We start from the raw sequence: 22,882 nt of genomic DNA, 5'->3' as shown, positions 1-22,882 counted from the left end.
ATGGAAAGCAAGATCGCAATAATCGGGATGTCGTGCCGGTTTCCTGGCGGGGTTGAAGGGCCCGAGGAATTCTGGCAACTGCTGTGCGGCGAGCGCGATGCAGTGACCGCTATCCCGCCGTCCCGGTTCGGTACGGCGTTCTACCAGCATCCGACGAAGTCGGAGCCGGGGAAGAGCTACACGTTCGCGGCGGGTGTCCTCGACGACGTCGCCGGCTTCGATGCTGAATTCTTCGGCGTGTCACCGCGCGAGGCGGCGCAGATGGATCCGCAGCAGCGGCTTCTGCTCGAGCTTGCATGGGAGGCGTTCGAAGACGCCGGCGTGGCGCCGGACGCGATGCGTGGCCGTGATTGCGGTGTGTTCGTCGGCGTCGGCGGCATGGATTACGGCAACCGCAACATGGACGATCTGGCTGTGATCGATCCGTATTCGGCCACCGGCAACGCACTGAGCATCGCGTCGAATCGCGTGTCGTATCTGTTCGATCTGCGCGGTCCCAGCATGTCGATCGATACCGCGTGCTCGTCGTCGCTCGTCGCGGTTCATCAGGCGGTCCAGGCGTTGCAGTCCGGCGAGACCGGGCTGGCGCTCGCAGGCGGTGTGAACCTGCTGCTGCACCCGTTCAGTTTCATCGGTTTTTCGAAGGCGTCGATGCTGTCGCCGACCGGACGTTGCCGCGCGTTCGACGCGGCTGGCGACGGATACGTCCGCGCCGAGGGCGGCGGCTTCGTGCTGCTCAAGCGGCTCGACCGCGCGCTGGCCGACGGCGACCCGATATACGCGGTCATCGCCGGCAGCGGTGTGAATTCCGATGGTCATTCGCCGGGCGGCATCAGCGTGCCGACTTCCGCGATGCAGGCCGACCTGTTGCGTTCGGTCTATCGCCGCGCGGGTGTCGATCCGCGCTCCGTGGCGTATGTGGAGGCTCATGGAACCGGAACTGCGGTTGGCGATCCGATCGAGGCGCGCGCGCTGATCGAAGCATTGTCCAGCGGCCGGCCGGCCACCGATCCGCTGTTGATCGGGTCGGTCAAGACTAACGTCGGCCATCTGGAGACCGCCGCGGGCATGGCCGGTTTGCTGAAGGCCGTGCTGTGCTTGAGACATCGCGCGGTGCCGCGCTCGCTGCATTTCAATACGCCGAATCCGCGTATCGATTTCGAGGGGGGACGCCTGCGTTTCGTCGACCGGTTCACGCAGCTCGAACGGCGTGAACAGGCGCCGTTGACGGTGGGCGTCAACTCGTTCGGCTTTGGCGGCACGAATGCGCACGTCGTGCTGAGGGAGGCGGTTGCCACGCCAGCGGATGGGCACGGCGACGCGCTGCGTTCGCCGTCGCCTGTGGCCGGGGACGCGCCGTTGCCGCCGCTCGTGCTGAGCGCACGTTCGCCGGAAGCGCTGGGGGCATTGGCCGGACGTTATCTCGCGCGTTTGCGGGCCGGAGCCGGATGGACGGGCATTGCCGCGACTGCGGCGCGTCGGCGGCAATGGCTCGAACACCGTGCTGTCATCGCGCCGTGCAGTCTCGACGAAGGATTGGTTGCGCTGAACACGCTGGCGAAGGCCGACGGCTCGCAGTCCGCCGGTATCGCGCTGGGGCGGGCGGTGGAAACCGGATCGCGCGTCGCCTTCGTCTACGCGGGCAACGGTAGCCAGTGGGCCGGCATGGGCAAGGAGCTTTACGCGCAGGACCCGGTGTTCCGTGCCGCGCTGGATGAGCTCGACGCGCTGTGGTGCGTGGACGGCAGCGAATCGCTCGCCGCGATGCTCGCCGAAGGCGTTGGCGCCGACCAGCTTGCCGCGACCGAGATTGCGCAACCGCTGTTGTTCGCAATGCAGGTCGGCATCACGCGCGTACTCACCGCGCGCGGCGTGCAGTTTGACGCGGTCGTTGGCCATAGCGTCGGCGAGATCGCAGCGGCGTGGGCGGCTGGCTCGCTCACGCTCGCCGACGCGCTGCGCGTGATACGCGTTCGCAGCGCCGCACAGGGCTTGACGCGCGGCACCGGCAGGATGGCGGCGGCGGGCGTTTCCGAGGCCGCAGCGCGCGAGTGGATCGAGCGGCTCTCCATGACGTCGACGGTCGAAGTCGCCGGCAGCAACAGCCCGGATGCCGTGACCCTTGCGGGGTCGCTCGACGAGCTGAAGGCGCTCGGCGCCGCGCTCGCGGCCGGCGGTCACTTTTTCCAGCTACTCGATCTCGATTACGCGTTCCACAGCAATCGCATGGACGTGATCGCGCCGATCGTGCGCGAAGAACTGGCCGGTCTCGCACCGGTGGAAGGACACACACGGTTCGTGTCGACGGTCACGGGCGACACGCTATCCGGCACCGCGCTCGATGCCGACTACTGGTGGCGCAACATCCGCGAGCCGGTGCGCTTCGGCGATGCGATCGCGCAGCTCGCCGGGGAGCGCGTGCGCGTGCTCGTCGAGGTGTCGCCGCATGCGATCCTGCATCACTACGTGAAGCAGGTGTTTGCCGCGCTGAAATTGCCCTGCGCCGTCGTGCCCCTGCTGAGGCGTCGTCAGGAAAGTGCGGAGAAGCTTGCGCACGGCGTTTTGTCGGCTGTCGCGCAGGGCGCGCGCGTCGACATCGATCGCTTCGTGCCGGATGCGCCGCACGTCGCGTTGCCGACTTATCCGTGGCAGCGCCAGCGGTACTGGGTCGAGCCGACCGTCGAGGGTTACGGTCTCGCGAGTCGTCGCGCCGAGCATCCGCTGCTCGGCTATCGGCTGCACGAGCCTGCGTTCGCGTGGGAGAACCAGCTCGATCCGCAACGCGTGCCGATGCTCGCCGACCACGTCGTGGACGGCGGCATCGCGTATCCCGGTGCGGGCTACGTGGAAATGGCGCTCGCCGCCGCGCGCATCTTCTTCGGGACGCCCGACGCGGCGCTCGAGAACATCGAGATCCGGATGCCGGTCGTGTTCCAGCCGCAGCACGCGAAGCTGTTCCGCTTCACGATCGAAACGCGCACCGCGACGTTTGCGATCGAGACGCGCGACCGGATGAGCGAGGGTCCATGGAATCTCAACGTAACGGGTCGCCTGCTCGCGAGCGGCAACCGGCTTGCTCCGGGCAGCGAGCCTGATGCGTCGGTGGCCGCGTGTTTGCACAAATGCGCCGCGATTGACGGCGACGCGTTGTACGAAGGTGCGGCCGCGATCGGGCTGAGCTACGGCCCCGCGTTCCGCTGGGTGCGGTCGGTGCGGGTGTCAGGCGACGCCGCGCTCGCCGAGCTCGACACGCCGTCGACCCTCGGCGACGCGCAAGCCGGCTATCTGCTGCATCCCGCGCTGATGGACAGCGGCTTCCATCCGCTCTTCGCCATCCTCGCGCAGGACGACGCCGCGCATCGCGGCGCGGGCGCCGCGTATGTGCCCGTGCAGATAGGACGTGTCGATTTTCTGCGCGGCGATTCGGTGCGCCGCGTGCTCGTGCGTGTGCAGCGTCGCAGCCCGCATTCAGTGGTCGCGTCGTTCGAGTTCCTCGACGCGGCCGGCGCGGTCGTCGCTCGACTCGCTGCGTGCCGGTTCCGGCGCGTTGACCTGGCCGGCCGCCGTCATGGCGCTCCCGCGCGTTTTGCGTACGCGCTCGAAGCGCGGCCGCTGCCGGGCGACTTCACCGCTGCCGCGCTGCCTTCGCCCGCTGCGATCGTCGAGCGCGCGTGCGGGCAATTGTCGTCATGCGAAGACGGCGCACAGCGCAGGCGGCATCTCACCGAAACGCTGCCGTTGCTCGACGTGCTGGCGGGCCGGTACGCGCTCGATGCGCTCGATGCGCTCGACGTGTTCGCACAGCCGAAGCTTCCGGCACACGCGAATCCGCACCTGTTGACGCGCCTCGCGCAGATCGCCGTCGAAGACGGATTCGCGCAGTTCGACGGCGAGCGTCTCGTCCGCGATGACGCGGCCTGCGCGGCGGCGCCCACGGCGGACGCGCTATGGCGCGAAGTTCTCGCGTCGTCGCCGGCTCACGTCGCCGAGCTGACGCTGCTCGCGCACGCGGGTGCGGCATTGCCGCGCGTATTGCGCGATGGGTCGCCGGACGCTATCGCGCCTTATTCGTCAACGGGACGCAGCCTCATCGAGCAGTTCTTCGATACGTCGCCGACGTGGGCCCATGCCCGCGCGATGCTCGTCGCATGCGTGACTCAGGCGTTGGCCGCATGGCCGCGCACGCGCCGCCTGCGCGTGCTGGAGATCGGCGCGGCGAGCGGCGAAGTGCTTCAGCCGCTCGACCTTGGCCGCGATCTGCCAGCGGCCCAGTGCGAGTACGTGCTTGCCGGCACGCATCAGCAACTGGCTGCGGTGGACGCCGAAACGCTCGCCCACGTGCAGACGCTGCTGCTCGCGGAGAACGAACCGCTGTTCTCGCGCTGCGGCGACGCCGCGCCGTTCGACGTGATCGTCGTGAACCGGATGCCAGGCGAACACGCGGACGCGCTCGTAGTGCTCCGGGCGATGGTCGACCGGCTCGCGCCGGGCGGCATCTTCGTTCTGGCCGATGCGCGGCGCAGCCGTCTTACCGACATCGTGTTCGGCGTGGCGGGCCGCGAAATCGCGGCCCCGGCGCACGGCGCGCTCACGCCGGCCGCGATCGTGTCGCTGTGCGAGCGTGCGGGGCTTCAGGAAGTGGTGCGCCACACGGAGCAGCAACTCGATCTGGAAGGAATGCCGACGCTCGTCGTCGCACGCAGGTCGGCGGCAGTGCGGCACGCGGACCTCACCGCTGCCGGCGACCAACCCTGGCTGATCGTGCAGCACGGCGACGATGCATTCGGCGCCGCGCTGGAAGCCGAGCTTGCGCGCGCCGGCTGCGATGTCGAATCGACGTGCACACGCGACGCTGCCGCATGGTTTTCGCACAACGTGGCGCCGGCACACGTCGTGTTCGTCGCATCGCACTTGCCGCTTGCGCAACGCGATGACGCCACCGGCGCCGATCTGATGCGCGCGCAGCAGCACGGCGCGCTGGCGCTGGCGCTTGCCGCGCTCGTACGCGAGATCGACGCAGCCGGCGTGGCCGCGCAGGTCCGGCTGTGCGTCGTGACGCGCGGCGGCGCACCGTTTGCCGGCGACGCGTCGGCGCATCCCGAACAGGCGACGCTGTGGGGCCTCGGCCGCGTGATCGCGAACGAGTATCCGGCGCTTTCGCTGCGCCTGATCGACGTGACGGTTGCAGGTGAGCATGAAGCGCTGCAACTCGTGCGCGCGCTGCTCAACGACGACGGCGAGGAAGAAGTTCTGCTTGCGCCACAGGGCCGCTACGTGCCCCGCATGCTGTCGGCGCAGCAGGCCGCGCAGCGCAGCGATGCGGCGCTTGTCACGTCGCCCGCGGTGCTGGCGTTCGACATGCCCGGCTCGCTGCGCAATCTCGAATGGTTCGCGTTGCAGCAGCGCGAACTGGCTGCGGACGAGGTTGAGATCGCGCCGGTCGCGACCGGACTGAATTTCCGCGACGTGATGTACGCGATGGGACTGCTGTCGGACGAAGCGGTCGAGACCGGTTTTGCGGGCGCGACGATCGGCATGGAGTTGTCGGGGCGAGTCGTCCGCGTGGGCGCGGACGTCGCAAACTGGGCGGTGGGTGATGCCGTGCTCGGTTTTGCACCCGCATCGTTCGCGACGCGCGTGATCACACGCGCGACGGCGATCGCGCGCAAGCCGGACGACATGTCGTTCGAGGAAGCCGCGACGATCCCGACGACCTTCTTCACCGCGTACTACGCGCTGAGCGAGCTTGCACGGCTGCGGCGCGGCGAGCGTGTGCTCGTACACGGCGGTGCGGGCGGTGTCGGTATCGCGGCGATCAAGCTCGCGCTCCACCTCGGCGCGGAAGTGCTCGCGACGGCCGGCACCGACGAAAAGCGCGAATTCGTGCGTCTGCTCGGGGCCGATCGCGTGTTCGATTCGCGCAGCCTCGGGTTTGCCGACGAGATTCTGGCGTACACGAACGGCGAGGGCGTGGACGTCGTGCTCAATTCGCTCGCGGGCGAAGCGATGGTGCGCGGCATCGACACGCTGCGTCCGTTCGGCCGTTTCCTCGAACTGGGCAAGCGCGATTTCTACGAGAACAGCCAGATCGGCTTGCGTCCGTTCCGCAACAACATCAGCTATTTCGGCATCGATGCGGATCAGTTGATGGGGACGCTGCCCGGACTCACGGCGCGTCTGTTCGGAGAGGTGATGGACCTGTTCGCGCGCGACGTACTGCATCCGTTGCCGTACCGCGCGTTCCCGGCCGCGCGCGTCGAAGAAGCGTTTCGCTACATGCAGCAGGCGCGCCAGATCGGCAAGGTGCTCGTCACGTATGCGTCGGGCACGCCAGCGCCGGCCCGCGGCGCCGAACAGCCGGCGCTGCGGCTGGACCCGCAGGCAGCGTATCTGGTCATCGGCGGCACGGGCGGCCTCGGTTACGAGAGCGCGCGCTGGATGATCTCGCGCGGCGCGCGTCATGTGACGCTCGCGAGCCGCAGCGGCTTGCTCGACGGCGCGAGGACGCAGGAAACCGGACGCTGGGCTGCCGAACAAGGCGTGAGCGTATCGGTCGCGTCGTGCGACGTCGCCGACCCGGACGCGCTCAACCGTCTTGTCAGCGAGATCGAAAGCCGCGGCACGCCACTGAAGGGTGTGCTGCACTCGGCGATGCACATCGACGACGGACTGTTGCGCAACTTCGACGACGCGCGCATGCAAGCCGTGTTCGAACCGAAGGTCGCGGGCGCATGGAACCTGCATCGCGCGACGCAGCGCTGTGCGCTCGACTTCTTCGTGTTGTATTCGTCCGCCACCACGTATCTCGGCAATCCGGGACAGGGTGCATATGTCGCGGCGAACAGTTTTCTCGAGGCGCTTGTCGCGCATCGCCGCACAACCGGACTGCCCGCCGCGTTCATGGCGTGGGGCCCCATCGAGGACGTCGGCTTTCTCGCGCGCAACAGCGCGACGCGTGAAGCACTGCAGGGCCGCATTGGCGGTGCGTCGATCACGTCCGGCGAGGCAATGGCCGCGCTCGAGCGCGTGCTCGTGAGCGGAGCGCCCGGCGAAGCCGTGGTGCGTCTCGACTGGTCAGCGATCGCGCGCGGCATGCCTGCCGCGCAGGCTCGCCGCTACGCGGCGCTGAAGGGCGGTGCGTCGGAGACGTCGGAGGACGACCATCTGCGGCTCGAACAAATGCGTTCGCTGCCGAGGGCGGAAGCCGTCGCGCTGGTCGAGACGACGCTGCGCGGCCAGATCGCCCGCATCCTGCACATGTCGCCGGAACGCATCGATCTCGATCGTTCCGTGCTCGATCTCGGCATGGACTCGCTGATGGGCATGGAACTCGGCATGGCCGTCCAGGAATCGTTCGGCGTGAGGCTGTCGATCATGGCGATCGCAGAAGGCGCGACCGTGAACGCGCTCGCCGTGCGGATCGTCGATCTGCTCGACGGGCCGCAAGCAGGCGAACCCGGCGCTGCCGGTGCGGCGGACGAACAGGTTGCGGCATTCGCCGCACGGCACGCGCTCGATGAAGACGACGCGCGTGCCGTTCTCGAAAGTAATAAGGAAAGCGAAGGACAACATCAGGAGGACGGGCGATGCTTGCAGAAGCCGGCATTGGTGCAGTGACGTTGCCCCCGGGCTGGCAGGCAAGCGAAGGGACGCTCAGCCGGCCCCTCGTGTTGTCGGGACGCGGCCTGCACACCGGGCGGCGCGTGAACGTGCGGATCCTGCCTGCCGGGCCGTCGCAGTCCGAGCGGGATGGGCAGCGCGGCATCACCTTCCGGCGTGTTCGCGACGGACACACGCTCGGCGTGGTGTCCGCCGATCCATCGCTGCGCCACGCGCAGCCGCTGTGCACGATGCTGCGCGCGGCCGACGGTGTCGGCGTGCGCACGGTCGAGCATCTGCTCGCGTCGTTGCTCGCGTGCGAGATCGATCATGCGATCGTGGAACTCGACACAGAGGAAGTGCCGATCCTCGACGGCAGCGCTCAGCCCTGGATCGATGCGATCACCGCCTGCGGCCGCACCGCGCTGCCGGGGCCGAAGCGCTTTCTGCGCGTGCTGAAACCGGTCAGCGTCGCTGACGGCAAGGGCGCTGCGCGTCGCGAGATGCGCGTCGAGCCCGCTGAGGACTACGCACTGACCGTGCGTAACAACGACCTGAAGGGCTTCGGCGAAATGGAATGGAGTGGACAGCTTACGCCGCGCACGTTCGCCGACGAGATTGCGTCGGCGCGCTCGTACGGTCAGATCAAATGGGCGGTGCCGGCGATCGTGGTCGGCTATCTGCGCGGGATGCCGATCCTGCGTGGCGCGAGTCCGTCGTGCACCGCATCGGTCGTTGGCAAGCGCGTGATCGGTGGTTTGCGTCAGCCGGACGAATTCGTACGGCATCGCGTGCTGGATCTCGTCGGTGACCTCGCGCTCGCGGGCGCACCGCTGCTCGGACACGTAACGGCGCGACGTCCGACCCATGAAATGAATTACAGGCTGCTCTCGGCGCTGCTCGCCACGCCCGGTGCGTGCGAATGGGTCGAGGCGCGCGCTTGATGCGGGCCTGGCAGATATGCAGTTCGGAATAAATCGGATGGGAATTGGAGAAAACCTGCGCCAGCAGTTGGCGGCCAAAGCGTTGAAGCGGCAACTGGAGCGGGCGACCGCGGCGGCCGCGGCACCCGGTGCGCCCGATCCGCGCGCTGCGCAGACCGCGCACCTTGTGTCGCCGCGTGAACGCTTCGAATCGATGCCGCAATATCAGCAAGTCAGGTTGATGCGCGAGATGGGCGCGCGGCTGCGTGTCGAGTCGCCGTTCTTTCGCGTTCACGAAGGTATCGCGGGTGCGACGACCCGAATCGACGGCCGCGAATACGTGAATTTTGCGAACTACAGCTACCTTGGGTTCGCTGGCGACCCGGTGGTCGTGGCGCGGACGAAAGCGGCTGTCGACCGTTACGGCACGTCGGCCTCGGCGAGCCGCATCGTTGCCGGTGAGCGTCCGGTGCATCGCGAACTCGAACACGCGCTCGCTTCGCTGTACGAAACCGATGATTGCCTCGCGTTCGTCAGCGGTCACGCGACGAACGTGACTGTGATCGACACGCTGTTCGGGCCGGGCGACCTGGTCGTACACGACTCGCTTGCGCACAACAGCATCCTGATGGGTGCGCAACTGAGCGGCGCGAAACGGCTGAGCTTTGCGCATAACGACTGGCAGGCGCTCGACGAACTGCTTGCCCGTGTGCGCGGCGACTACCGGAACGTGCTGATCGCGATCGAAGGGCTGTACAGCATGGACGGCGATTTTCCGGACCTGCAGCGTTTCTGCGAAGTGAAGGAGCGTCACGGCGGGTTTCTGATGGTCGACGAAGCGCATTCGCTTGGCGTGCTTGGCGCGACGGGCAAGGGCATCCGCGAACAATGCGGCGTCGAGTCCGCTCGCGTGGACCTCTGGATGGGCACGATGAGCAAAACGCTGGCCGGTTGTGGCGGATTCATCGCCGGCTGCCAGCCGCTCGTGGACATGCTGCGCTATCTCGCGCCGGGTTTCACGTACAGCGTTGGGCTTGCGCCGTCGCTTGCCGAAGCGTCGCTTGCCGCGCTGGAATGCATGCTTGCGGAACCGGAGCGTGTCGCGCGGTTGCAGGCGCGCGGACGCCAGTTCCTGACCGAGGCGCGTGCCGCCGGTCTCGATACTGGCACGAGCGAGGGGTTCGCCGTCGTGCCGGTGATCACCGGAAGTTCGGTGAAAGCCGCGCAGTGGGCGAATTCGCTGTTTGACGAAGGGATCAACGTGCAGCCGATCTTTTATCCGGCCGTCGAGGAAAAAGCGGCGCGGCTGCGGTTTTTTATTTGTTCGACGCATGAGCCGGAGCAGATCACTCGCGCGGTGAGGGCGTTGGCGCAACTTGCGGGGCGGCGCGTAAGTTGATGTACGCACGTTCTGTCTTTCGATTTTTCCCGGTGAACGGCGCGATTTGCGCGTGACTCCGGCAGCATCGGCGGCGCTATCGTCGTCCGGTGCGTTCAGTGGCTGACGATCGATGAAGAGGAATTTTTGTTTTTTGGGTTGCGTCGCCGTGGTGTCGGCGCTCTCGGGTTGCGCGACCTTTCCGGACTGGTTGCCCGCGTCCGGCGCGAGTCGTGAGCGAATCGAGCAAGCGCCGGAAACCGGGCGAATCGAAGGCATCAAAGTGGTGGACGTCAACGACGAGTTGGCGCGCAAACTGGCTGCCTCGAAGAGGCACGGGCTGTTCTCGAACACCTTCGCAAGCCACGCGGACAACAATTACGTGATTGGCCCCGGCGACGTGATCGAGGTGACGATCTGGGAGGCGCCGCCCGCGATGCTGTTTGGGACCATGTCTTCCGTGCCCGTATCGCTGCCCTCGGTCGGGCAGAACACGTCGGTCGGCGTCACGCTGCCGACGCAGATGGTGGCGTCCGACGGCACGATTTCGATTCCGTTTGCGGGCCGCGTCAACGTGAGCGGCCACACCAACGAGGAGATCGAGGCGAGCATCGTTCGCCACCTGAAGGGCAAGGCGAATCAGCCTCAGGTGCTCGTTACCGTGAAGAAGAACAATGCGTCGAATGTCACGGTTGTAGGCGAGGTAAACAACAGCTCGATGTTGCCGCTAACACCGAAGGGTGAGCGGCTGCTTGATGCGCTGGCGTTCTCGGGCGGCGTGAAGCAGACGATCAGCCATATGGCGGTGCAGCTTTCGCGTGGCGATGTCACGGCCGTCATGCCGCTCGATTCAGTAATTCGTGATCCGAAGCAAAACGTGCTGCTTAAACCAGGCGACGTGGTGACGGCGCTTTATCAGCCGAATACCTTTTCTATTCTTGGCGCGACAGGCAAGAATGATGAGATTCCGTTTGAGGCGCAGGGGATTTCACTGGCGCAGGCGCTGGCGCGTTCTGGCGGGCTTAGCGATAACCGTGCGGATGCTCGCGGGGTGTTCGTGTTCCGGTTTGAGGATGCGAAGCTCGTCGATAGCAAGGACGGCAAGGTCGTTGCGTCGGCGAATGGGACCGTGCCCGTGGTGTATGAGATCGATTTGCGCGATCCGGCGGCGTTTTTTGTGACGCAGAATTTTCCGATCGAGAATCATGACCTGATTTATGTCTCGAATTCGCCTGGGGCGGAATTCAGGAAATTCCTTTCGTATATCGCGCTGGTCGCGAATCCGGCTGTGACTTTTACGAACGATTTCAGTAACTGATCATGACGGAAAGAGTTCGCACGCCATTTTCGATTACATTTTCCGTATGGAATGCCATGTTTTTGCGTGAGGCCCTCGACCGTCTGTTCGAGGCACGCGCTGCGTGGCTGTGGCTGCTGGTCGAACCGATTATCTACATATCGATACACGCATTCGGACTTGAGACATTCCACGTTCATAAGGTCGGTGGAATGGCGATCAATATGTGGATCATCGCCGGGTTTATCGGTTTCTTGCTTTGGCGTCGGACGTGGACGCAAGTGCTGCACGGGATCGACTGCAACAAGGCGTTCTTCGCGTATCGGCAAGTCAAGCCATTCGATGTCGCCATCGTGAGAGCCGTCCTCGAGCTGTTCCTTATGGTGCCGATCGCGATAATAATTGTCGCCCTTGCGATCGCGTCCGGTCATGCGGCGACCCCCGATTTGCTGAACCCCGTCTGGCTACCCGGAGACCCGCTGCTTGTGATGCTGAGCATGGCGGGGTTATGGCTGATCGGCTTGGGGCTTGGGATGATAACTTCGGTCGGATTGCACTTCGTGCCCGAACTCGACCACATATTCAAATTGCTATATCTACCGCTGTACTACATCTCGGGAGCGTTGCTTCCGCTTTCGTTATACGTGCCCGCGCCGTACCAGTATTTTTTTGTTGCGAATCCGGTGGTGAATGGGATCGAACTCATGAGGCAGGGATTTTTGCCGACCTATCACCCGCTCGACGGCGTAAGCCTGGCCTATCTCTATGCATGGGCGCTAGGGCTGATGCTGGTCGGCCTTGCGCTGTACAAGCGCTTTTCCAGAAAGCTGGTGATGCGGTGATAGTCATCGATAACGTTTACAAGCGCTACATGACCGACCACGGCGCCGGGAATTGGGTATTGCAGGGTATTACCTTGACCATCCCGTCCCGCCGCAGCGTAGCCCTGGTTGGACACAATGGTGCGGGCAAGTCCACGTTGCTGCGGCTTATCGGCGGCATCGATTTCCCGACCAAAGGCCGGGTCGAGCGCCGCTGCAGGGTGTCGTGGCCGATGGGCGGTGGGGGTCTTGAAGGGACATTGACGGGACGCCAGAACGCGAAATTCGTTTGCCGGGTACATGGTCACCAGGACGAACTTCAGGGTCGTCTCGCGTTCATTCAGGAATTCGCAGAACTGGGCGGCGCTTTCGACGAACCAGTCCGAACCTATTCCTCCGGAATGCGATCACGACTTCAATTCGCGTTGTCGTTGGCATTCGATTTCGACGTCTACATCTCCGACGAGGTGACTGCCGCAGGCGACGCACGGTTTAGAAAGAAAGCCGCCGATGCGTTCAAGGGCATGGCGAGTAAGTCCAGCGTGATCATGGTTTCCCATGACGAAGGCACGCTAAAGCAATTTTGCGAGTCGGCGATCTGGATCGACGGCGGGCAGGCACGCTGGTTCGACGACCTCGACGAAGCGCTGACGGCATACAAGACCAAACTTTTCTCATGAACGAATCATTGGTAACCGACACCCGGCGCATGACCGGAAAATGGGTCGCGGCTTATGAAAAGGCCAAAAGAGCACTGCTTACGATCAGGGTGTTCAAGCTGTTTATCCGACTGGCGATCATTTACGCCGTACTGTCCATTCCATACTGGCTGCTGGTCGCTTCGGATCGCTACGTGTCCCAGGCCACGGTGATCATCCAGAGAACGGACCAGGTCAACGGCCCCAGCGTGGTCGTGCCGGCGGCGCTTGCCGCTGCGGGCGGTGCCAGTAGTGCCGATCAACTGCTGTTGCGCGAATATCTGCTCTCAGTGGACATGCTCGAAAAGCTCAATGCGGTACTCGATCTGCGCTCGCATTACAGTAACTGGCACCACGATCCAATCTCGCGGATGTGGTTCAGGAATGCGCCAGGGGAGCAGTTCTATCAGTACTGGCTTAACCGCGTCGACGTTGAGTACGACGACTACAGCGGCGTATTGCGTATTCAGGTACAGGCGTACGACGCGAAGACGGCGCAGGCAATCGTCGAACTGATGGTCAAGTTTGGCGAGGCGCACATGAATGAGATCGGTCATCGGCTTGCGCAGTCGCAAGTTGATTTTCTGTCGAAGCAGGTGACGCTGGCGCACGACAATCTTCTCGAAACCGCGCAAACGCTGATCAACTTCCAGAACCGGAAGGGGCTGGCGGCGCCGGCGTCGACAGCGGATAGCCTCAATGCGCTCATCGACAAACTCGAAGCGCAAAAAACCGATATCGATACCCAGCTCGCTTCGCTGCCGCCGGGATTGAACGCGGACCAGCCCACCGTCGTGATGCTCCGGAAGAACCGCGATGCGCTGAAGCAGCAGATCGAACAGAAACGCGCCGAACTGGCTTCGCCCGCAAACAGAACGCTTAACTACACCGTCGAGGAATTCCAGCGCCTCCAAATGCAGGTGAATTTTGCACAAGACCTGTACAAGACGGCGCTTGCGTCTTTGGAACAAGGACGTATGGATGCCGCTCGCAAGCTGAAGATGGTCTCTATCCTGCAATCGCCGACCATGCCGGTTTACCCGCTGGAGCCAAGGCGTTTCTACAACGCGTTTGTAACGGTGCTTGTCGCGCTTGCTTTCATTGGCATCGTGAAGTTGCTGGAAAGCATCATCCTCGACCACGTGGATTGAGATCGAATCGTGAATGCACTGACTGTCGATGGAATCCGAACGGAAGCAAGTGCTTTCGGCATGGTGAGGGTAATCCGAATCGATTCGGCAAAAATCGTCGCGGATGGCGGTGTGCCTGCGCGGCGATCCCGCCGTGTACATCGCGATGGCAAAGCTGTCGTGTATCTACGGGATGTTCTGGTGAGCACATGTTGAATACCGTATCAATCATCGGCCTCGGCTACATTGGCTTACCCACTGCGACGCTGCTTGCGATTCGCAAAGTGCGCGTAATCGGGGTCGATATTTCGCCATCTATCGTTGACACGATCAATCGCGGGGACATGCATTTTGTCGAACCTGAACTGGATATCCTGGTTCGGGCGGCAGTCGGCGCAGGTTATCTGCGGGCGGCGATGCAACCCGAGCCGGCCGACGCGTTCATCATCGCGGTACCGACACCATTGACCGAGGGACTGAAGCCCGATGTCAGATCAATTGAGACTGCGGTGAAATCGATTGCGCCAGTCCTGAAAGCAGGCAATCTCGTGATCCTGGAGTCGACGTCACCGGTCGGCACCACCGAGCGGCTGGCACACTGGCTGGCGGAACTTCGGCCCGATTTGACGTTTCCGCAACAGGCCGGCGACACATCAGACATCCGTATTGCCTATTGTCCAGAACGCGTTATGCCTGGACGCGTCGTGCACGAACTGGTCTCGAACGATCGGGTGATCGGTGGTATGACGCCCGCATGCTCGGAAGCGGCGGTGTTGCTCTATCGATGGTTCGTGCAAGGCGAGTGCGTGATTACGGACGTGCGCGTGGCCGAAATGTGCAAGCTGACGGAAAACAGTTTCCGCGACGTCAACATCGCATTCGCGAACGAACTTTCGATGATTTGCGATGAGCAAGGTATCGATGTCTGGGAATTGATCCGGCTTGCTAATCGGCATCCGCGTGTCGACATCCTGAAACCAGGCTGCGGAGTCGGCGGACATTGCATTGCCGTCGATCCGTGGTTCATCGTCAACAGCGCACCGGCGACGGCGAAGCTGATCGCTGCGGCACGCGCGGTCAATGATGCGAAGCCGGAGTGGGTGCTTCAGAAGGTTGATGACGCGATCAACGATCTGAAGATGGACGGCATGACGGCCAGCGACATCTGTATTGCCTGCTTCGGGCTCACCTTCAAGGCGGATATCGACGATTTACGCGAAAGTCCCGCGCTGCACATCACGCAGGCGATAGCGGAACGCCACGCCGGAAAAGTGTGCGTGGTCGAGCCGAATCTCGATCGCTTGCCGGATTGTATCGTCGAGAAAGGGGTCGTTCGGATGGATCTGGATGCTGCACTCGATCAGGCGGACATTCTGGTCTTGCTGGTTGACCACGCGCAGTTCAAAAGCGTTTCGCGGCCACATACCCGTCGTCGGCGAATTATCGATACCCGTGGTGTATGGGAGAGGAAGCATGGCCAGTAACGCGTTCCACAAGGGTTTATCTGAATCCAGCTTCGACAAACTCCAGCATGAGAATGCGCAGTTGCTGGTCGAGCTTCATTGCGTGCAGGAGGCGCTGGAGAATTGCTACCGGGAAAGCCAGGCAAATCTGAATAATCGATCGCCCGACGAACTTGTAGAGCTTCATGCAGAAAATCAGCGCCTGCGTACGTCGGTGGCTGTGCAGAGAAATGTCCACGAACTCGAATCCAATTGCGCGCTGAACGCGAGGCTTGGGAATATCCTGATCGAATGCGCGGACGCGCCGAGTTCGATTTTTTCGGTATTAGGTAAGTTGACTGGGTTCTGGCGGCAATCGAGGCGGCAGGTTCCTCCTGACGCGCTGGGTGGAAAAGATTTCAGCAAAATTATCGCCACTTACAGCACGGGTGGTTTCGATGCCATCGAGAAATCGATCGCCAGTCTCTCCGTCCTGCCATCGATGCTGGCGAATGCCTACACGGCGTTGGCCCGCCAATTGATGAATAGCGATCGCGCGGCTGCAGCGGAAGCGGCACGCCGCGCCTACAACCTGGATCCGAAGGGATACCGGCTGAAATGGCTGGCATTCCGGCTTCACGAATCAGGTGAAGTGGTCGAGGCGGAGGCCATGCTTGACATCCTGCCGGCTGAAACACCGTTCTCCAATTCCGAGGCGCGTCAGGTGAGCCAGGTACGCAACGAGGCGAAACGCGCGCGAAAGAAGGAAGCGAAGCGCCTGGTTGCGTCCACAGAACGTCGTGCAGAGGGCGACAAGCATCTGAATAACCCGGTTCAGGAGCGAGACCCACAAGCGACGCTTTCTGCTGATCGGGAGCGGGATGTTGCAGCTCTGAAGGAGGCCGTGGCGCGGTTGGAAGACGAAAGGCTGGTGTTGGCACTGGAGCGCGACTGCCTTGAGTTGAAGCTGCAGGAATCGGAAATGGTTTCCGTGCGTACTGTCGGCGAGAACCGGTTGCTGCTGGAAAATCTTCATCAGGCGCAGGAAGAATTGGAGCGACTGGCCGACGAATGCGAACGATTGCGGAACGTCAACGACGAATTCGTGGCGGAAAAGCAGGAGCTCGCGGCGAAGTACGAGGTGCAATCGCAGCTGCACGAAGAGCGGGTCCGTGAGTTCGGTGCGCTGATGGATGTGAGAGTCAGGCTGGAAAAAGAAGGAAAGGATCTGGCCGCGAAACACGAAGCGCAATGCCGGCTAATCGAAGAACGTAGCCGGATGCTTGACGCACTGGCAGCCGGTCATGAGGCGCAAGGTCGACTGATCGAAGAGCGAGATCGATTGATCGGTACGCTGGAGCGGACGAAGGTCCAGCTTGGGCGGGAGAGGTTGGCGTTGTCGGTAAAGCACGAATCGGAATTGCGGACTTCGGAGGAGCGCGGTCGGCAGGTCGACGCATTGAAGCAATCGAACTTCAAGCTGGAGCAGGACAGACAAGCGCTTGCGATCAAGCACGCGGTACAAGCCGAGGTGGCAGCGGAGCGAGTCAGGGAGTTAGAGTCGCAGCGGCAAGCGATAGGGCGGATAGAAGAAGAAAAGCGGGCTCTTGCGGTTGCGCACGAAATGCAATCGAAGCTCGCTGGGGAACGCAGTCTCCAGCTCGAAGCGTTGAAGCAGGGAAATGCAAAGCTGGAACGAGAAAAGCGCGACGCCCAAGCTCGCGCTGCAGAAGCCGTGAGCCGTGAACTCGAAAGCGTGAAGCAGGCGAAGCTGGAACTAGAGCAGGCAAAATCATCGCAGAACAAGCGGCTACAGAGTCCTTTGGTAAAGAGCGGTAATGGAGATGCGGAGATCGACGATCTAATCATGGATCTCGAACTCGTCTTTAATGGAAGGGCGATAGTTTACGTCGACGTCGGCGCCTACGTGGGCGACGTGTTCCTTAAAATCAGGCGTTCAGCGAAGACATTCCGTATTCACGAGGCACACTTATTCGAGCCGAATCCCACCAGTTACACCCGGTTGACAAAAGAGGTGTCCGGAGGAGACGGTCCGGTTGTCCATCTTTACAACCTCGCGGTGGGCGAGTCCGGCGATACTCGCCAGTTCATTTCCGCAAGGAGCATGACCAAGGTTCTATCGGGCGACTCGGGGACTACGGAAGTGCCCAGTGACGCCTTTATTGCGCGGTGCGTAAGTCTCGACAGCCAGTCTTCGATCTTTACCGATGGCAAGATTAATCTTCTCAAGATCGACGTAGAGGGAAGGGAGATAGACGTGCTGAAGAGTGCCCGCAATCTGCTGATGGCGCAGAGCGTGGATATCCTTTATATCGAAGTCGGATTCAATCGCACGGGAACCCAGCAGACCTATTTCGCGGAAGTTGATCAATTACTCCAGGGTTTCGGCTATCGGGTGATGCGGATATACGACCAAAAGGGCGAGTGGATGAGCGATTCGCCGGTGTTGCGCCGGGCAAACGTCGCATATATGAGCGAGAAATTTGCGCGTGCTCATCCGTTCAGCTTGATACAGGAATTACAGGAACTAAGGTCTCGCGTGAGCGCGATTTCGAACTAAGGCGACGTTTTTTGCGAAAGGTGTGTAATGGGTATCAAGCAGGGAAACGACATGATTCGTTCCGGCGATTTTGCTGGGGCAATTCGAGAGTACAGAAAAATACCAAAGAACGATCCGCTATATAGATTCGCCGAATTCAATATCGCGTGGGCAAAGAGGCAATTGCTGGTTGGCGCTCAGGGTGTTACAGGGACGTCGGCGTCGAGCCCGGAGAGCACACTTGCCGGTCCAAAAATATCGATCGTCATGCCGGTCTTCAATGTCAGCCCATATCTCGACGCGTGTATTTTATCCGTTCGATACCAGACTTACACGAACTTCGAATTGATCATCGTGGACGATGCGTCTACTGATAACGGCAGGGACATCATCAGAATGCATGCTGATCTGGATAGCCGCATTCGCGTGATTCACCTCAATCACAACACACTCGGTGGCGCGGGCATTCCCAGCAACATCGGGATTAGCGCCGCGACCGGAACCTATATTGGGTTCGTCGATAGCGATGACTGGGTTACGGAACTCGCGTTTGAAAAAATGGTGGCAGCGGCAGAACGCCATCAGGCGGATATCATCATTGGTGGCTTTCGGACATTCGTTGAGCACAGTCGTTGCTATTCCGAATCCTACGATTTGCAGGCATTCGAAAAATTGCCGGCCGATGAGGTATTTACGGCCAGAAGTTGTCCCGAAACGTTCCGTATTTCGCCGGTGCCATGGCGCAAGTTGTATCGGCGTAGCTTTCTTGAAGGTAACCGGATTGCCTATCCGGAGGGGGATTATTTTTATGAAGACAATCCTCTGCATTGGTTCGTGCTGGCCTCGCATGGCAAGCTTGTCAAGATAGACGAGATCATCAGCTATCACCGTATGGCACGCGAGGGCCAGACGATGGGGGCGGCCGACTACAAGCTCGCCGCGATGTGTAGCCACATCAACACGGTTGCGTGTTTCCTGGCCGAACACGTCGATTTACCAACAGACCAGTGTGTCGTCGACGAATTTTACGACTACTGCTATCGCAGCAGTTGGATTTCAAGTCGTCAGGAAAGGGACGAGGTGAAGGCGATCATTGGAAAACGAATCGCCCAGATCGTTGAGCGAAATCGGAAGAAATTTCCTGCGGTGAATCTCCGGGCCAATTTTGACGAACGGATCAAAGAATTTTCGGAAGGGTACCCGCAGCATGATCTGACGATCGTCATTCCGACTTATAACTGCGAGGATTTCGTTGAGGAGACAATCCATTGCGCGTTGAACGTGCCGGGTATAAAAACGAACGTTCTCGTTATTGACGACGGATCCGAAGACCGTACGCCAGAAATTTGTCGCGCACTCGAAGGACAGCATAATAATCTCCATTTCTTCCAGCAGAGGAACAGGGGAGCGGGGCGAGCGCGTAATGCCGTCATTCCGCTGTGCACCGGCACATATACGTTCTTTCTGGACGCCGACGACATTATCGACGGGACGCAACTCGCGAAGGCAGTAACCGATGCGAGGACACACGATAACGATCTGTATTTTATGAAGTACAGAATCGAGTTCCACGAAAAGCGCAAGGTCCGGGATATGTTCGATGCAGACAAGGCCGTGTGGGACGGTTTTCGCGGTGCAACGGATAACAACGAACTACGCCGGCTTGCTGCGTCACTGATCAACTATCCGTGGAATCGCATCATCAAGTCAGAACTGTTGCACGATGCCAATATATTCTTCGGGGCAACTGTTGTTCACAACGACATCGCCTTTCACTGGGAGAGCCTGTTGGCGGCTAGACGTATCGGTTACGGTGAGGACGTCGTATGCACGCACCGAAAGTTCGAGCGGCGACCACAGATCACCAACGTATCCGATTTCCGCCGACTGGTTGCGTTCGACGCGCTCGAATCCACACACCATCGAATCATCAGGCATCGCAATGGTGAGAACCTGATCGACGTCTGGCGCGAGTTCGCGAGCAATCTGGTGAAATGGGTTAAAGATCGAGTGCCGGAAGATCTTCAGCCTCAATACGAGAACAGGAAGGCGCGGTTAATGGATTTGCTGATTAGCCTACAGGAAGAGGAGATGAACAATGTGTGAGTACGATTATTTGATTGTCGGTGCCGGTATGTTCGGTGCGACGTTCGCACGTCTGGTTGCAGACGATGGAAAAAAATGCCTCGTTATCGACAAGCGTGATCATATCGCGGGGAACTGTTATACCGAAGGCCGGGATGGTATTCAGGTTCATGTCTATGGGCCGCATATATTTCATTGCAATGACGACGAGATCTGGAAATTCGTAAACCGTTTTGCACGGTTCAATAATTTCAGGAATCAGCCGATTTCTATTTCGGAAGGAAAGATCTACTCTCTTCCGTTCAATATGTACACGTTCAATCACATGTGGGGAGTCAAGACTCCGCAGGAGGCGCTGGAGAAAATTACGTCCCAGAAACTCGATCTGGAAGGCCGTGAGCCGCAGAATCTGGAGGAGCAGGCGCTTTCGCAGGTGGGTACGGATATCTACGAAAAATTGATCCGGGGCTATACCACCAAGCAGTGGAAACGCGACCCGAAGGATTTGCCGGCGTCAATTATCAAACGTCTTCCGGTGCGCCTGACATGGGATAACAACTACTTCAACGACAAGTACCAGGGCATCCCGGAGGATGGTTACACCGTCATGTTTCAGAATATGCTGAAAGGCATTGAGGTGCGGCTTGGCGTTGATTACCTGGCTAACCGAAAGGCGTGGGACGAAAAGGCCAGGGCGGTAATTTTCACCGGAAAAATCGACGACTATTTCGATTACCGATTCGGTGAACTAGAGTACCGGGCGTTGGATTTCGATACCTGGATAGAAGATACCGAAAATTATCAAGGTAATGCGGTCGTCAACTACGGCGATTCCGACGTGCCGTGGACCAGAATTATCGAGCATAAGCACTTTACGCCGGGAAACAAAAGCACGAGGACAGTTCTTACAAAGGAAACGCCTGCGAACTGGTCCAGTGAAAAGGTGCCGTACTACCCTGTAAGCGATAAGGCTAATGCTGATCGATATTCGAAATATCGCGAGCTTGCAGAAAACGAAGAGAAGGTGGTATTTGGTGGGAGATTGGCGGAGTACAAGTACTACGACATGCATCAGGTTATCGACTCGGCGTTCAAAAAATATAAGTCGATAGGTTGACGAATTATGGTGGCCAAAACTGCTGGGGTTGAGACTCCGCAGATTAGGCAGATCGGTGTCCGAAAATATATTTTCTATGAATATCTATAGACTGAAAACGGCCAGTGGATCAATAATCGATAATCCGACCATCGAAGGGCTGACGATCGACTTCCGTGCGCGAGGTGCGGAGGTGGTCGTGCACGAAGGCGCATTATTTACAAATAGCAGAATTATCGTGAGCGGGGGGGGCAGCATTACCATCGAGCCGACGCACGCGCGAGGACTGCGGAACACGACAATCGACATGTCGGGATTGGGAAAAAACAGGAAACTGTGGATTAAGGAGGGCGTGTCCATCGAGAGTGCACGGTTTGCGATGGTGAATGAAAGCGATCTATACGTGGAAATTGGCAGGGGATGCATGCTCAGTTCGAATATCACTTTCCGTGCGACTGACGGTCATGTGATTTACGATCTGAGTTCCCGCGAGATCCTGAATAAATCACGACCGATTATTGTTGGTGACAATTGCTGGATCGGTGCCGATGCGGTTGTCATGAAGGGTTCGGTCATCGCAAACAACAGTGTTGTGGGTTCGCGCGCGCTGGTCGTCGGTGATTTCCGCGAGGAAAACGTCATCCTGGCAGGCGTGCCAGCGAAAATCGTCAAGAGGAACTGCGGTTGGAGCAGAACCTATATTGACAACTACGAGCAAGACGCGTGATCTGGCGCTTGTAACGAGGGGGGCGGAATGACGATACGGAATATTTTTCTTTTGCTGTGTGTGATCGAGTTGTTTCTGACTCCCGCGTGGGCTGGGCCGGTAAGTCTGGATGCCGGGCAGGTTGCGACATTAAGGGAACTGATCAAGCAGAATGACGAGGCTGCTGGCCTGTACAGGCAGCAATACAAGATTGCAGCGTCGGCGCTTAACGATGATCCTGACCCTGTCCGGGTGCTTGTCGGCGAGGGAAAACTCAATTCGGATCCTGACAAGATAAAGTCAGATACAGCGCTGCACGATATGCAAAAGGCTAACGCACTGGCATGGGTTTGGCTTGTGGGTCAGGACGATAGATTCGCGCAAAAAGGAAGCGAATTCATTCTCGCGTGGGCCAGAGTGAATAAACCAGATGGCGATCCGATTAATGAAACCAAACTTGAGCCGCTCATCGTCGCATACGATGTGCTGCGCCCGCGGTTTACGCCGCAAGACCGGGCATTGGTGGATGCCTGGTTGGAGAACAGGGCAAATATGCTGTGGAATGACCCGAGACACCGGACGGAAAACTGGCAGAGTCATCGGCTGAAAATTGTGGGGATGGTCGCGACGGTGACCGACGACGAACAACTATGGATGGCTGTCGAGCAGGGCTTCAAAAGGCAAATGAGTCTTAGCTTCCTACCAGGCGGGGCAAGCACGGATTTCGGACTCCGGGATGCGATGCACTACCATCTATACAGTGTGTTGCCGTTGGTCACGCTTGCTTGTGTTGCGCATCAGCGTCGACACGACTGGTACAACTATCAGGCGCCGTCGGGAGTTTCATTGCGTAGCGCGGTTGAGTTCGTGGAACCTTATGCGCTGGGAAAGAAAACGCATGTCGAATTCGCACACTCGAAGGTCAGTTTCGACAAGGTACGCGCTGCGGCTGGAGAGAAAGAATATTCGGAGCACATCTGGAGTAGTTGCGAGTCCGGTCCTATGTTTTCAGAGGCGAGCTGCGTTGATCCTGGTGTCAGGGACATTGCCGTCAAGGTTTGGTGTGGTGTACGGCACAGGCAATTTGTTGACTGGAATAGTGTTCTGAATTCCGTTAGGCGAGGGAACTAACGGCCATCGACTTCAA

The 22,882-nt window shown here is 60.4% G+C and carries 13 protein-coding genes; all 13 read left to right on the top strand.

Annotation, left to right across the window (positions count from 1 at the left end):
* The 13 genes from D1Y85_RS02785 to D1Y85_RS02725 all read left to right on the top strand — a co-directional run bounded on the left by D1Y85_RS02785 (position 1) and on the right by D1Y85_RS02725 (position 22,866).
* Entirely contained in the window at positions 1–7,617 is a 7,617-nt protein-coding gene (locus D1Y85_RS02785) for a type I polyketide synthase (RefSeq protein ID WP_124149555.1), read from the top strand.
* A complete protein-coding gene (locus D1Y85_RS02780) occupies positions 7,614–8,543 on the top strand; it encodes a UDP-3-O-acyl N-acetylglycosamine deacetylase (protein ID WP_124149554.1) in 930 nt (309 codons plus the stop codon). The genes D1Y85_RS02785 and D1Y85_RS02780 overlap by 4 nt, the downstream gene beginning before the upstream one ends.
* Before the next feature lie 37 nt (positions 8,544–8,580).
* Positions 8,581–9,921, top strand: coding sequence for an aminotransferase class I/II-fold pyridoxal phosphate-dependent enzyme (locus D1Y85_RS02775; RefSeq protein ID WP_124149469.1), 1,341 nt, complete (start codon positions 8,581–8,583; stop codon positions 9,919–9,921).
* A gap of 112 nt (positions 9,922–10,033) precedes the next feature.
* Entirely contained in the window at positions 10,034–11,218 is a 1,185-nt protein-coding gene (locus D1Y85_RS02770) for a polysaccharide biosynthesis/export family protein (RefSeq protein ID WP_124149468.1), read from the top strand.
* Positions 11,219–11,220: 2 nt separating this feature from the next.
* Positions 11,221–12,039, top strand: coding sequence for an ABC transporter permease (locus D1Y85_RS02765; RefSeq protein WP_124149467.1), 819 nt, complete (start codon positions 11,221–11,223; stop codon positions 12,037–12,039).
* Entirely contained in the window at positions 12,036–12,698 is a 663-nt protein-coding gene (locus D1Y85_RS02760) for an ABC transporter ATP-binding protein (RefSeq protein ID WP_124149466.1), read from the top strand. Before D1Y85_RS02765 ends, D1Y85_RS02760 begins: the two co-directional genes overlap by 4 nt.
* On the top strand, positions 12,602–13,867 hold the full coding sequence (locus D1Y85_RS02755; protein ID WP_246024744.1) for a KpsE/RkpR family capsule polysaccharide export protein: 1,266 nt from the start codon (positions 12,602–12,604) through the stop codon (positions 13,865–13,867). The genes D1Y85_RS02760 and D1Y85_RS02755 overlap by 97 nt, the downstream gene beginning before the upstream one ends.
* A gap of 188 nt (positions 13,868–14,055) precedes the next feature.
* Positions 14,056–15,330, top strand: a complete 1,275-nt coding sequence (gene wecC / locus D1Y85_RS02750) for a UDP-N-acetyl-D-mannosamine dehydrogenase (RefSeq protein WP_124149465.1) — start codon at positions 14,056–14,058, stop codon at positions 15,328–15,330.
* Entirely contained in the window at positions 15,320–17,869 is a 2,550-nt protein-coding gene (locus D1Y85_RS02745) for an FkbM family methyltransferase (RefSeq protein ID WP_185218877.1), read from the top strand. Before wecC ends, D1Y85_RS02745 begins: the two co-directional genes overlap by 11 nt.
* A gap of 27 nt (positions 17,870–17,896) precedes the next feature.
* Complete coding sequence (locus D1Y85_RS02740) at positions 17,897–19,954, top strand: glycosyltransferase family 2 protein (protein ID WP_124149463.1); 2,058 nt, start codon at positions 17,897–17,899, stop codon at positions 19,952–19,954.
* Positions 19,947–21,050 (top strand): UDP-galactopyranose mutase, encoded by a 1,104-nt coding sequence (glf, locus tag D1Y85_RS02735; RefSeq protein ID WP_124149462.1) that lies wholly within the window; start codon positions 19,947–19,949, stop codon positions 21,048–21,050. The genes D1Y85_RS02740 and glf overlap by 8 nt, the downstream gene beginning before the upstream one ends.
* A 76-nt stretch (positions 21,051–21,126) precedes the next feature.
* A complete protein-coding gene (locus tag D1Y85_RS02730) occupies positions 21,127–21,756 on the top strand; it encodes an acyltransferase (protein ID WP_124149461.1) in 630 nt (209 codons plus the stop codon).
* Between the two features lie 27 nt (positions 21,757–21,783).
* On the top strand, positions 21,784–22,866 hold the full coding sequence (locus D1Y85_RS02725; protein WP_124149460.1) for an alginate lyase family protein: 1,083 nt from the start codon (positions 21,784–21,786) through the stop codon (positions 22,864–22,866).
* The last annotated feature ends 16 nt before the right edge of the window (positions 22,867–22,882 follow it).

Source organism: Paraburkholderia dinghuensis, assembly GCF_003837865.1.
GTDB lineage: Bacteria > Pseudomonadota > Gammaproteobacteria > Burkholderiales > Burkholderiaceae > Paraburkholderia > Paraburkholderia dinghuensis.
The sequence above is the reverse complement of the archived record's forward strand: the minus strand, read 5'-3'. Positions and strand labels throughout refer to the sequence as shown.